12 protein-coding genes are annotated in these 12,873 nt (G+C 55.3%); 5 read left to right on the top strand and 7 right to left on the bottom strand.

Annotation, left to right across the window (positions count from 1 at the left end; genetic code table 11):
* Positions 1–13: 13 nt before the first annotated feature.
* The 6 genes from ON16_RS05440 to flgB form a co-directional block, all read right to left on the bottom strand.
* Positions 14–940 carry a FliH/SctL family protein gene (locus ON16_RS05440; RefSeq protein WP_051131558.1) on the bottom strand — a complete coding sequence of 309 codons (927 nt, stop codon included), beginning with the start codon at positions 938–940 and terminating at the stop codon, positions 14–16.
* The gene (fliG, locus tag ON16_RS05435) at positions 933–1,952 is read right to left on the bottom strand and encodes a flagellar motor switch protein FliG (RefSeq protein ID WP_040660918.1); all 1,020 of its coding nucleotides are present in this window, start codon (positions 1,950–1,952) and stop codon (positions 933–935) included. The genes ON16_RS05440 and fliG overlap by 8 nt, the downstream gene beginning before the upstream one ends.
* 115 nt (positions 1,953–2,067) lie before the next feature.
* On the bottom strand, positions 2,068–3,696 hold the full coding sequence (gene fliF, locus ON16_RS05430; RefSeq protein ID WP_040660166.1) for a flagellar basal-body MS-ring/collar protein FliF: 1,629 nt from the start codon (positions 3,694–3,696) through the stop codon (positions 2,068–2,070).
* Positions 3,697–3,734: 38 nt separating this feature from the next.
* Positions 3,735–4,052 carry a flagellar hook-basal body complex protein FliE gene (gene fliE, locus ON16_RS05425; RefSeq protein ID WP_040660164.1) on the bottom strand — a complete coding sequence of 106 codons (318 nt, stop codon included), beginning with the start codon at positions 4,050–4,052 and terminating at the stop codon, positions 3,735–3,737.
* A 67-nt stretch (positions 4,053–4,119) separates the two neighbouring features.
* Positions 4,120–4,575 (bottom strand): flagellar basal body rod protein FlgC, encoded by a 456-nt coding sequence (gene flgC, locus ON16_RS05420; RefSeq protein ID WP_040660162.1) that lies wholly within the window; start codon positions 4,573–4,575, stop codon positions 4,120–4,122.
* A gap of 44 nt (positions 4,576–4,619) precedes the next feature.
* Positions 4,620–5,006, bottom strand: a complete 387-nt coding sequence (flgB, locus tag ON16_RS05415) for a flagellar basal body rod protein FlgB (RefSeq protein ID WP_040660160.1) — start codon at positions 5,004–5,006, stop codon at positions 4,620–4,622.
* A 606-nt stretch (positions 5,007–5,612) separates the two neighbouring features.
* Here flgB and ON16_RS15535 point away from each other — a divergent pair.
* The 5 genes from ON16_RS15535 (at position 5,613) to ON16_RS05395 (ending at position 11,580) form a co-directional block, all read left to right on the top strand.
* Complete coding sequence (locus tag ON16_RS15535; RefSeq protein ID WP_144032058.1) at positions 5,613–5,861, top strand: hypothetical protein; 249 nt, start codon at positions 5,613–5,615, stop codon at positions 5,859–5,861.
* A 79-nt stretch (positions 5,862–5,940) separates the two neighbouring features.
* Positions 5,941–7,638: an efflux RND transporter periplasmic adaptor subunit gene (locus tag ON16_RS05410; protein ID WP_051131557.1), complete on the top strand. Its 1,698-nt coding sequence runs from the start codon at positions 5,941–5,943 to the stop codon at positions 7,636–7,638.
* The gene (locus ON16_RS05405; protein WP_040660158.1) at positions 7,635–8,372 is read left to right on the top strand and encodes an ABC transporter ATP-binding protein; all 738 of its coding nucleotides are present in this window, start codon (positions 7,635–7,637) and stop codon (positions 8,370–8,372) included. The genes ON16_RS05410 and ON16_RS05405 overlap by 4 nt, the downstream gene beginning before the upstream one ends.
* Positions 8,369–9,565 carry an ABC transporter permease gene (locus ON16_RS05400; RefSeq protein ID WP_040660156.1) on the top strand — a complete coding sequence of 399 codons (1,197 nt, stop codon included), beginning with the start codon at positions 8,369–8,371 and terminating at the stop codon, positions 9,563–9,565. The genes ON16_RS05405 and ON16_RS05400 overlap by 4 nt, the downstream gene beginning before the upstream one ends.
* Positions 9,566–9,702: 137 nt before the next feature.
* Positions 9,703–11,580, top strand: a complete 1,878-nt coding sequence (locus ON16_RS05395) for an S-layer homology domain-containing protein (protein ID WP_158441605.1) — start codon at positions 9,703–9,705, stop codon at positions 11,578–11,580.
* Positions 11,581–11,825: 245 nt separating this feature from the next.
* Here ON16_RS05395 and ON16_RS05390 read toward each other — a convergent pair whose 3' ends face one another.
* Positions 11,826–12,848, bottom strand: coding sequence for an ornithine cyclodeaminase family protein (locus ON16_RS05390; protein ID WP_040660154.1), 1,023 nt, complete (start codon positions 12,846–12,848; stop codon positions 11,826–11,828).
* Positions 12,849–12,873 lie beyond the last annotated feature (25 nt).

The following is a 12,873-nucleotide window of genomic DNA, read 5'->3' as shown; positions in this document are numbered from 1 at the left end:
TTTGCTCCTTTTTTCACTGGTCGCCCAGCCGCCGTCCAAAATTCCGGGGCGGGACGTCGTCAGGGGAAATGTTCTCCAACATCGAGCGGATATTGGCCATCTGGGTGGAGGCGCTGGCGTCGATGATGGTGTCGGGAGTCTCTATGATACATGTGCCGCTTTCCTCCTCGGCCATGGGAATGATGCGGATGTGATCGGAAAGACCGGCCAGTGCCCGGGTCAGCCGGGGTGTGATTTGGGCAAGACCTTTGGCGTCACAGCCGGAAACATAGATATGGACCCACTCCCTGCGTTTCATTTTCTCGGTGGCGTCCTGAATCATCTTCGCGATGATGCCGCTGGAGCTTTTCAGGCTGATGCGCACCACCTTTTCCGCCACGGTGACGGCCAGATTGCGCATATCGGTCTTTGCGCTGTCCATCAACTCGTCCTGCGCCAGCGACACGTTTTCCAAAAAGGTTTGAAGCTGCTGTTCCATCTGGGCGGCCTGCGCCTCCCGCCGTTCTTCCAAATCCAGATCGGCTCCGCCGATGCCCGCGGCATAACCGTCACGGTAGCCCTCTTGTCGAGCGTTCTCCCGGATTTGATCCGCCTGTGCCCGGGCCTCGGCCACGGCGGCGGCCTTAATCTGCTCCGCTTCCGCCCGGGCCGCGCTCAAAATAGCGTCGGCCTGCACGTTGGCGAAGGAAATCGGATTTTCGGCTGAGGGCGCGTCCTCCGGTGGGCCGGCCTGCTCCGCCGCCTCTGGGGAGGAAGAGCCTGAGGCGCGCGCCTGCTTTGGCGCGCCGTCCACGAAAAGCTCATCCTGAAGGCTTGCCAGCAGGTCCTCGTTCGCTTCTGTCGGCGCGGCGACAGGCGCCTCGTCCGTCAGATCGTCCGGAAACTGATACAGCTCCGCCTTTGGCCGTATAAAATTTTTCAGGACACTCCCGTTACGCAATGATGTCGTCCTTTCCACCCTTGATGATGATAATTTCGTTCTGTTCCTCCAGCTTGCGGATCACATCCACGATGCGCTGCTGCGCCTCTTCCACGTCCTTCATGCGGACATTGGTGGTGATCTCCAAATCGTCCCGGATGTTCTGCGCCATGCGGGTGGACATGTTGGAGAGCAGCTTGTTGGCCACATCTTCGGTCGTGGCCTTGAGGGAGAGCACGATGTCCTTGGGATCGCAGTCCCGCAGGAAACGCTGAACCGAACGGTCGTCCATGCTGACCAGATCCTCGAACACGAACATCCGCTTGCGGATCTCGTCCGCCAGATCCTGATTGTAAATAGACAGTCCGTCGAAAATGCTCTTCTCGCTGGTGCGGTCGATGTTGTTCATGAGGCTTGCGACAAAGTCGACGCCGCCCACTTTGACGTTTTTGCTGCTGATAATGGTGGAGAACCGGCGGCCCATCTCCGCTTCGATGATCTTCATCGTGGAAGGAGATGGACTTTCCATCTTGGCCATGTTCTCCACGACTCTGATTTGTCTGGCCGGGTCCAATTGCTCCACCACGTTGGCGGATTTTGCGGGGCTGACATAGGAGAGTACCAGTGCAATCGTCTGAGGCCGCTCATACTGCAAAGCAGAGAACAAAGACTTGGCGTCCGCCTTGTCCAAAAACGCAAATTCCCGGTTCTTCATGGATTTTTCCACTTTTTCCAGCAGTTGGGCGGCGGTCTGCTCGCCAAACGCCTTTTCCAGAACCGTTCTGGCGTATTCCAGTCCGCCCTCGGTGATGGCTTTGTTGGTCAGGCACATTTCGTAGAAATCGCCCAGAATCTCCTCGGTCTGCCGGGAGTCCAGATAGCCCAGACGGGCTACCTCCAGCGTCAGCGTCTCCACGTCCTCGGGGTCCATGTACTTATAAATCTGAGAGGCTTTGTCAGCGCCCAGCGACACGATGACCGCCGCAGCCCTCTGCGGGCCGGTGAGCGGGGGCAGCTTTTCCTTTTGCGGCATTGGAGGCGGATTCTGAGCCTTTGCCCCCTCCGTTTTTGTCTCGCCTCCAAAGTTGGCGGCTGCGGCCTCAGTCTTCTCGACAACGGAAGAGGCGGCAGTGCTGGCTCTCCTGCTTCTACTGCTCATTGTCGTCCCCTCCCCTCAGCCAGGTTTTGAGCATGTGGGCTGCCATTTCGGGATTTTCCTCGGCAAATTTCCGAATCTCCTGACGCAGCTGGATACTCTTTTCGGTTTTGATCGTCATGATGTCCGCGCCGTCTTCAGGGATGACCGCATCAATCGGCTGCATTACAGGAGTCTGCGCAGCCTGAGTCATGGCGGCAAGCTCCGCCTTTTTCACCTTCTTGCGCTTGCTTTGCAGGGCGGCCAGTATCACCAGTAGCAACAGCAGCAGCACCACGCCGCCAATTGCGGCAAACAACGCCCACTCGGGCAGGTTCAGCGTTCCGGTGGGGGAAACGATGCCGTCGTCCGGATTGTAGAACGGCGCCAGCAGGATCGAAATCTTATCGGTCTGCTCATTGGGCGCGATTCCGGCGGCGTGACCCACATGGCTCACCAGTTCCGTCGTGTTCACGCTGCCGGAGGCGGCGCTGTTGATGCTGACGGAAACCATGAGATCGGAGACGACTCCGGCGACCCGCTCCACCTGCTGTTTGCTGGTGTCCACGTTATAGTTCGTCTCGCCCTGATTGCGGATGTAGGTTTCATCGCCGTTGGCCGTGGCCTGGTTTTCAACATAAGTGCTGATGTCGGAGTTGGACTCGGTGCCAACCACGCCGCCGACAGCCCCTTCGTTTCCGCGGACGATTTCCTGATCGTAGACCTTGGAGCCGATGATTCCCGCGCCTCCGGTGGAACCGTCGCTGGCCCAGTCGGGAAGAGTGTACTGTGTGCTCTCGCCCACGGTATGGTTCAGGTCCACGGTGCTGGCAACGGCCACCCGGACATTGTCCGCGCCGTAAATCGGAGTCAGCACCGTCATAATTTGCATACGAACCTTGTTATTCACCTGCTCCTCCAGCTGAAGTTTCAGCTTGGAGGCGTCCGACGCGCTGGCAATGCCGTCGCCGCCGGAGTAAACATTGCCCAAGGTGTCGGAAATGGCAATGTTATCAATTTCAAGTCCCTTCACCGCATGGGCCACCAAATTGCGAATGGCGGTGGCCTGCTGGTCGGAAAGGGTCCCGCCGTTTTCCATGGTTACCATGACGGACGCGGAGGCGTCCACCAGATTGCTGCTGTCCAGCACATAGCGCCGGTCCTCGCCTTGGGCGATGGTGACCACCGCCGATTTCACGCCGTCCATACACCGGATGACTCCCGCCATACGATCCTGCAAATCCTGAAGATACGCCATCTGCCGGTCAGAGTCCGTGGACATGGTGCCCACGCCCTTGCGATAAGTCTCATAGGCAAAGCCGGATTTGGGATATCCCTCCATCAGAAGGTTTGCTTTCAGCTGGGCCTCCTGCGCTTCCGGCACCAAAATGGTGTCCGTCCCCTGAATCTTGAAATCCGTGGTGCCGTTGTCGTTCAGATATGTGGAAATCGAAGAGATTTCCTCTGTACTCAGGCCCGTGAATAGGACGGCGTAAGGCCGGTTATTCATGCTAATGGCAAAAATTACGCCAACCAAAATCAGCGCGCCCAACGCGCAGCCCAGAATGATTCGCGTCTTTTTGCCCATTTTAGCAAAAAACTCTTTCAGTTTTGTGCCAAAGCCCTTCAGCTTCTCCTGCAATTCCGTTACCCCCACCTAAACTTCTGTGCAACCACCGGTCACAGACTGATGCGCGTCAGCTCGCTGTATGCGTCCAGCGCCTTGTTCCGCAGTTGGACCAGCAGTTCCACAGCGGAGGTTGCCTTTGCGGCGGCAATCGTCGCTTCCGCAGGGTTGTCCAACTGACCGGTTGCGAGAAGGTACTGCGCCTCGTTCATGTCCGCGTCAGTGGTTTTCACATTGTTAATGGCGGTTTGAAAGATGTCCGCAAAAATTCCGTCAGACACAGAGGTCGCGCTTCCACCCGCCTTTTGCGTGGTGTTCAGCGCGACTGCGTTTTGAATTGGTTTGATGCCGGAAATCGGCTCCGTATTCATTAAAAGACCCCCTCAATCATATCCCGATACCTTTTGCCGTCCGCCTTTGCGGCGGCGTGTTTTGCTGTTATCTGCCAATCTCCAGCGCCTGATTGATCACGGACTTCAGGGAGTTCAGCGCGGTGACTCCGGCGGAGTATGCCTGCGTGGCGGCCATGGCGTCCGTGACCTCTTTCACCAGCGTCACATTGGGCATCTCCACATATCCGTCCCCATTGGCGTCGGGATGGGTGGGATCGTAGACCAGCTTCAGATCGGACGGGTCCTCGGCGATCTCCGTCACGCGAACGCCGCCCGCCGTGTTATACCCGGCGTTGGAGGCGCGAGAACGGCTCGCCATAATGCTGCGAAAACTATCCCGTCCGTCCTGTGCCTCGAACACCACCATTTTGCGGCGATAGGCTCCGCCGCCCTCTGTGCGGGTGGTATTGATATTGCTGATATTTTCCGAAACCACGTCCAACCGCAGCTGTTCCGCAGTCAGGCCGGAACCGATAATATTCATAGAGCTTAAAAATGCCATGCTGTTTCCTCCCCAAAGGTTTGTTCCGCAGACGCGGACCGCGATCAGCCCTTGATCGCCGTGCGCAGGATATTCAGATTGCTGTTGATGGCGTTCATTGCGTACCGCAACTGATAGGTGTTCCGCGCAAGCTCTACACCCTGCTCCGTCAGGTTTACCCCGTTTCCGTCCATGCGCGTGCTCTCGCTGGCGGAGGTGTGGACCACGGGACGGGCGCTTTCCAGCGCCTGACGAAACGCCCCCGAGGGACTGGCCGAGCCGGAGGCGGATTGCAGGCTTTTTTTCAGAGACTCTTCAAAGGTGACATATTTCGTTTTGTAGCCCGGTGTCTCGGCATTGGAGATGTTGTCCAAAATGGCAGACTGCTTTGACCACAAAAAACGCATCGAGCCTTCCATCATCAACTCGGAATTGCTCGTAATAAAATCCATTTTCCCAGCTCCTCCCGCTTTTCATATGCACGCCGCTGAATATATCGCCGGAGTGCATAGGGCGCTCCACCCATTTGAATGACGCAGATTAATATTTGTAATTATAGATTGTTCCCACGTGAAAAGCAACAAAAATCTTCATATTTTGTCGAATTATACAATATTTGAAAATAATTGGTCGAATACCATTTATTTCCCATGAAATTTGGTTGTTTCACAACAACTACTCATTTGAACTTCTGTAAAAAGTCAAATCTTCCATTTTCTGTATACCCTTCTCTCTCTAGACTTTTCCTTGATAAATTTTAACATTTATGGTTTTTTTGACCATATTTTTCAACGCTTGAAAGCAAAAGGCTTTTTTCTTTCGCACTCCTTTTTTAAACTCGCTTTTGGCGGCTTCTTGTGAGATAAAAATAAAAAAATATTACATATAAAGTGCATAAAAATGCAATTTGGCACAAGGCAACGCTGTGAAATTTATATACTGTCAGCGATGAAAACCCCGCTCATATTGGATAAAACACAACGCTAAGGTTTCATAAAAATATGATGACTGAACGATGGATATTAATTTGTTACTAATGAATTTTGGTGAAAGACCGGATGCGCATTGATGAAAGCTTGATTAAAACATTTTCATTCAAACAAGGAGATTTTAGTGCGGATAAAGTGACCGGAAACTTCAGCGGTTTGTCTTGCGGGAGAACGTGCGTTAAAAAATTAAACTGGAAAGACTTGACTTTTAAAAAATCTGTGTTAATGTATTACGAGCTTAGTACATTAGGCGGGGCGCTTCCGCTCTTACGCAGAAGAATTTGGCAGGGTGAGGCGTGGAATTCAAGTTCTGTTTAAGGTAAACAATGGAAACTGGCTCATGGTGTGTAACACGGCTTTGAGCCGAAGGTGACGATGTAAGGAAATGAGGAATCATATGAACAAAGAATTGCAGGAGAAGACCGGGACACAGGAGCCGGACGCTGCGTCGGTTAAAAAGAAAAGATTTGGTGTTATCAGAAAGCTGAAAGAGCTTTGGAAAAACAAAAAGCGGCGCAAGTGGATTGTGCTGGCGGTTATCGCGGTGATTATGGCCGTGCTGGCACTGCGAAGCTGCGGCAGTAAGCAGGCGGCGGTACAGACCGCTTATACCGAGGAGCCTACGGCGTACCGCTCCATCACACAGACTCTCTCCGGAAGCGGCACACTGCAGCCCGCCAACTCCTATGTTGTAACCACGCTGAAGCAGGGTGAGATTTTGCGGGCGGATTTTGAGGAGGGCGACACGGTTACCACGGACACTGTCCTCTATGAACTGGATAGCTCCGATGTTGCGTCCAATCTGGAAAAAGCGCAGCTTTCTTTGGATCAGGCCCAGCGGAGCTACGAAAAAGCGGCTTACGCGCAGGCTCCCGTGGCGGGTGTGGTAGCCTCGCTGAATGTCCGGGCTGGAGACAATGTGCAGGCGGGTCAGACGGTAGCTACTGTGCGGGACAACTCCACCATGACACTGAAGGTACCCTTTGCCTCTGACGATGCGGCGGGTTTTTCGGTGGGACAGAGCGCCGCGGTGACGCTGGACAATTCTTTTGAGACGCTGACCGGCAAGGTGACCATGGTTTCCGCCGCCGACACGGTGCTCACCGGCAACCGCATCGTGCGCTACGTGACAATCTCCGTCTCCAATCCCGGTGGTCTTACCGATACGCAGGCGGCGACGGCCACCATTAACAACTGCGGCTCCAGCGAGAGCGCCACGCTGCAATACAAGGCGGCGGTGGAAGTGACCGCCTCCGCAGGAGGCACAGTCTCCGCCATCAACGTGAAAGAGGGCGGAAAAGTGTCCGCCGGGCAGGCAATTGTCACCTTCTCCAGCAATGCACAGAACGATCAGGTGCAGTCCGCCTCCGACAATCTGCGGAGCGCCGAGCTGACCATGAAGACCACCCAGGATCAGATGGAGGAGTATACCATTAAGTCCCCCATTGACGGCAAGGTGGTCAGCAAGGTCTATAAGGCAGGGGATCGGGTGGAAACAGGAAAGGCCATGTGCACCATTTACGATTTGAGCTATCTGGAAATGATCATCAATATTGATGAGTTGGATGTGACCAAGGTGAAGGTCGGGCAGACCGTGGAGTTAACGGCGGATGCGGTGAGCGGGAAGACTTTTACGGGAACCATTACCAAGGTCTCCGTTGCCGGAACCACCAATAACGGCACCACTTCCTATCCGGTGACTGTGCGGGTGGATCAAGGAACCGAACTGTGGCCGGGGATGAATGTTAACGCCAAGATTATTGTTGCCAAGAGTGACAATGCGCTGTCTATCCCCAGCGGTGCCGTGGAGCGGGGAAACAAGGTGCTGGTGACAGCGGATTCTCCCAGTGCGTCTAAGGCAGTGGAGGGCGCCGCGCCGAAGGGCTATGCCTACGTGGAAGTGCAGACCGGCATCAGCGACAATGATTATATTGAAATCATCTCCGGTTTACAAGATGGCGACACCATTGCCTACATCCCCCCCACGGCATCCACCACCAACAGCTATGAGCAGATGATGAGGGAGGAAATGCAGGGCGAACCTGAAAACGACGGCGGCCCTGGCGGAGAATCCGGCGGAGGGCCGCAGGGATGAGTGCGCTGATAGAGTTTCTGGACGTTTGCAAGACTTACCAGATGGGCGATACTGTGGTACGCGCCGCCGACCACGTCTCCATGAGAATCGACAAGGGCGAGTTTGTGGCAATCGTGGGACAGTCCGGCTCCGGAAAATCCACTTGTATGAACATCATCGGCTGTCTGGACGTTCCCAGTTCGGGTGTCTATCTGCTGGGCGGACGGGACGTGGGAAAGCTGGATAAAAATGAGCTTTCCGAAATCCGCAATGAAATGCTGGGCTTTATATTTCAACAATACAATCTTCTGCCAAGGCTGTCGCTTTTGGAAAACGTGGAGGTGCCGCTGATGTATGCGGGGATGTCCCGTGCCCAGCGTCGGGAAAGGGCGCGGGAAGCCTTGACCATGGTGGGTTTAGGCGACAAGTTGCAGCACAAACCCTCTCAGCTTTCCGGCGGACAGCAGCAGCGGGTGTCTATTGCCCGGGCACTAGCGGGAAACCCGGCAGTGATTCTGGCAGACGAGCCTACCGGTGCGCTGGACTCCCGTACTGGACGGGAAGTGCTCAAAATGCTGAAAGACCTTCACGAGGCGGGAAACACCGTGGTGCTCATCACCCACGACAACTCCATTGCAATGCAGGCACAGCGCATTATCCGGTTGGAGGATGGCTGCATCGTCTATGACGGCGACGCCCACGCGCCGGAGGCCGTGGTTTCGCCGGGCCTTGCTGGAAAGGCGGAAACCGTATGAATATTATGGAAGCCGTCCGCATGGCGCTGCAAAATATCTGGGCAAACAAAACCCGAACCATTTTGACCATGCTGGGCATCATCATCGGCATCAGCGCCGTAATTACCATTGTGGGCATGGGCAATGGGATGCAAATCTACACAAAAAATGAATTTGCAAAAATGGGCTCCAATACGCTCAACGTGACCATCAGGGGGCGAGGAACCTCCCGCACTGTCTCAGAGGCGGATATGTATCAGTTAGTGGCGGACAATCCGACGCTTCTTAGTAACCTATCCCCCGTGGTGACAGTATCAGGTAAGGTGAAAATTGGAACCACTGAGGCGAAAACCACCTCCGTCACCGGTGTCAGCGAGGCGTATTTCCCCATGAAGAGCTACAAAATGACGCAGGGGCGGGCGCTGGAATATGTGGATATGACCACCCGTAAGGATGTTTGTGTGGTGGGAAACTACGTGGCGCAGACCTATTACGATGGGGATGCCGTGGGGAAGACCATCAAAATTGGTCAAAACACCATGACCATCATCGGCGTGATGGAACAGCAAAACAAAAAAATGGAGAAGGGCGGCACAGATGATGCGATTTTTATGCCCTACTCCACTGCGGCGCGTATTGCCCAGCTTGGGACGTTGACCAGCTATGTGGTCTCCATTCCCAGTGTGGAAAACGCTTCCGCATCCAAACAAACGGTGGAAAATGCACTCTATAAGGTCTTCCGCACGGAGGATGCCTATACCGTCATGTCTATGGCGCAGGTGATGGATATGATGAACAGCATGAATAACATGATGATTATGGTTCTGGCGGTGATTGCCGGCATCTCGTTGGTGGTGGGCGGCATCGGCATCATGAACATTATGCTGGTCTCCGTCACTGAGCGGACGCGGGAAATCGGTATTCGCAAGGCGCTGGGCGCCAAGGAGCGTTACATCATGGAGCAGTTTGTCATCGAGGCAATTGTCACCTCCGCGCTGGGCGGCTCTATCGGCATTCTATTTGGCTACATTTTTTCCGCCATTGGAACATTTTTAATTGTGGCGCTTACCGGAACAGAACTGAGCATTGTGCCCTCCGTCAGCTCCATTGTGCTGGCGGTCGGCGTGTCCGCCGCCATCGGCATTATCTTCGGTTATCTTCCAGCGAAAAAAGCCGCCCGGCTCAATCCCATTGACGCGCTGCGGTATGACTGACGGCGGCATGGGGATACAGAGAGGCTTCAGACGGAAATCTGTTCACCGTGGATGCGGTCATTAGAAATAACGCGCAGGGCGACCGGAGAGCGGTCGTCCTGCGCCCAAAAGCGAAGCAGAAAGGAATGGTCATCAACATGATGAAAAGACGGATATTGGCGCTGCTGCTGGCGGTGTGCGCGGCGGTAACGCTGCTCACTGTCCCCGCCGGGGCCACGGCGGCAGCGGACAGCGGAGAAGTGCAGACCATTCGCGCACTGGGGATTCTGGTGGGCGATGTGAATGGGAACCTGAATCTGGAGGGGAGTGTCACCCGTGCCCAATTCGCCAAAATGCTGGTAAACGCCTCGTCCTATAAGGACAGTGTGGGAGATGGCGAGGGTGTTTCCCTGTTTAAGGACGTAAAGAGTGACCACTGGGCGTCCCAATACATTAAAATTGCCGTGACGCAGGGCTGGATGGTGGGATATACCAACGGCACGTTCCGGCCCAGCCAGTCCATTACGCTGGAGCAGGCCTGCACCAGCGTACTGCGTCTGCTGGGATACGACTCCTCCAAGCTGGCAGGCTCGTTTCCCACCGCGCAGTTGAGCAAGGCGGCTTCTCTGGGACTGCGGGATCAGATCACCCTCAGCCGGGGAGGAACCATGACCCGGTCAGACTGCGTGTACCTTCTCTACAACGCGCTGACGGCGCAAAACAGTGAGGGTAAAATCTACGCGACCACACTGGGCTATACCGTTACCAACGGGCATGTGGATTATGCGGCGGTGGTGTCCGCCAATCTCAGCGGCCCCTATGTCTCCTCCGGGCGCAGTTTGGATTTGCCCTTTGCCTCCACGGCGGCAAAGGTCTATCGAAACGGGACGCTCTCGTCGTTGTCCTCCGTGCAGGAGTATGATGTTTATTATTACAATGCCGGAATGCAGACCGTGTGGATTTACACGGACCGGGCGGGCGGCACGATTTCCGCTTTGACGCCCAGCGCGGCGGCGCCCACCGCCGTCACCGTGGGGACTACCAGCTACACCATTGGAACAGCCACCGCGGCCTACAAGCTCTCCTCCATGGGCGGGTTTAAGGTCGGCGACACGGCCTTGCTGCTGCTGGGCATGAACGGCGAGGTGGTGGACGTGGTCAACGGCAGCGCGGCAGATACCATTTATTATGGTGTGGTTTCCTCCATCGGCACGGGCAAGGCGTCCGGAACCAATGCCGCCGCAGTGGTGAACGTGACCGTGGGTTGCACGGACGGCGTGGCGCACACCTTCTCCGTGAGCGAGCGCAGCGGTTTTGCCGTGGGCAGTTTGGTTTCCGTCAGCATGGCGGACGGCGGCACCACCATCAAGGCGCTCTCGCCCAAAACGCTCAGCGGCACGGTGGATAAGGCCGGCACAAAGTTGGGCAATCTGACCCTTGCCGCCGACGTGCAGATTTTGGATACCACCAATACCGGCGCGTGGGCAAAAATTTACCCCAGCCGCCTGGCGGGCTATACCCTCAACGCGGCGGACGTGCGCTATTACATCACCAACAGCGACGGGCAGATCAGTTACCTGCTTTTGGACGACGTTACCGGCGACACCTGGAGCTTCTACTACATGACCACCGTTCCCGAAAAGGTGGACGGCTCGCTTCAGGTCAGCTATGCCGGACTTAAGGACGGAAAGACCACCACTCTGGATGCAAACGGCAAGTATTTCAGCATTGCGGGCGGCGGCGCAGGCGTTCAGTTCAACACGGACGGCACGGTGAAGAATATGCGCCAGCTGCGCTCTGTGACGCTGGATAGTCTCAGTTCCGTCAGCGCCATGGGCGACGGCAGCACGTATACACTGGATACCGGCGTACAGGTCTATCTGCGCCAGCGGGACAGCGCTACCCTTACGATGGGGTATTACCAAACCGCATTGTCCTCTGTGAATGCAACGGATTATAAGCTCACCGGCTGGGTGGATAACTTCGGCTCCACGGCCGGCGGCCGTGTCCGCATCATCATCGCGGAGAAAAAGTGATGGTTCAAAACGAGGAACTTTGACCGGCAAAACCACTGCGCACCAATAGGCGCGCGACGCAAGAACATATCGCAAGTCACACGCCCGTAAGAAATACAGATTCATCGCAAGCAGCCGCCAAGCGGACCGAAAAAGGGTCCGCTTGGCGGCTGGTGATTTTTAGATGTAGTTTAAATTTTTGAGTTCCCGGCTGTATTTACCTCGGCATTCACACAACGGCTTTTCGGCTGCAACAGTGGAAATCTTTACTCCCAGTAAGCCAGTTTGGTGCCAACGCCCTCTTTCAGAGCCTTGCGGTAGCAGCGGGTTGTGACGGCTAAATCCAGAATTCCGGTGCCAACGGCGTTGAAATAGATGATTTCCTCGTCGTTTTCCCGGCCCTTTTTCGTTTCCATCAGAATTTCTCCCAGCTGGGCGTCAATGTCCGTATCCTTGATGATCCTGTCTTTCCACATCAGGGCCACCGTGCTGATCATGCGGTGCTTAATAGTTTCCCAGTTGTCTACCACAATTTTGTCGGCTTTTTTTACGCAGTCATAGGTGACCTCAAAGTCTGCCAAATTCAGAAGCAGAGCGCCTTTTTTCAGCCAGTCGGCCTGAATAAACGGATCATTGGCCAACGTGACGCATACGACAATGTCGCTCTCCTCCACCGCTTGTTTGGGTTCGGCAACGGCAATGAACTCCACATAGGGATACTTTGCGGAGGACTCCTCTACAAAGCGTTGAGAACTTTCCAGACGAATATCGTATACATAGACCTTTTGAATGCCGGGACGGACGATCAAAGCCGCCTCCAACTGCGTGCGGCCCTGGGCTCCTGCGCCGCAAATGGTCATGACGGAAGTGTCCGCATTAGACAGCAGCTTCATCGCCACACCGCCGGAAGCGCCGGTGCGCTTGGCGCTGGCCTCGGTGCCGTCGGCAATGCAGACGGGCAGCTTGGTGTCGGGGTCGTTGAGAATGACGGTGACGCTGGCGCGTGGAAGCCCCTTTTTATAGTTCATGGGACCGCTGCCGATCCACTTGATCCCGGCCATGTCATATTCGCCGCCAAGATAGCCGGGCATGGCGTTAATCCGACCGTACACGTTTTCATCCTCTGCTGTTTTTCCCCAGCGCATCGGCAGTTTTCCCGGGGTAATCACATTGCCCTGTTCCACCAGCATGTACGCCCGCTCCACATCGTGAATCGCCGCAGGCATATCGCCAACGCCCAATGTTTCCATGTCCTTGTTGTTCAGGAACAGAATATCGACTTTACTCATACTGCAAAATCTTCCTTCCCTTTTA

Origin of the sequence: Oscillibacter ruminantium GH1, assembly GCF_000307265.1 — a bacterium.
Classification (GTDB): domain Bacteria; phylum Bacillota; class Clostridia; order Oscillospirales; family Oscillospiraceae; genus Oscillibacter; species Oscillibacter ruminantium.
Note: the sequence above shows the minus strand (reverse complement) of the source record. Positions and strands in the feature narration are given on the sequence as shown.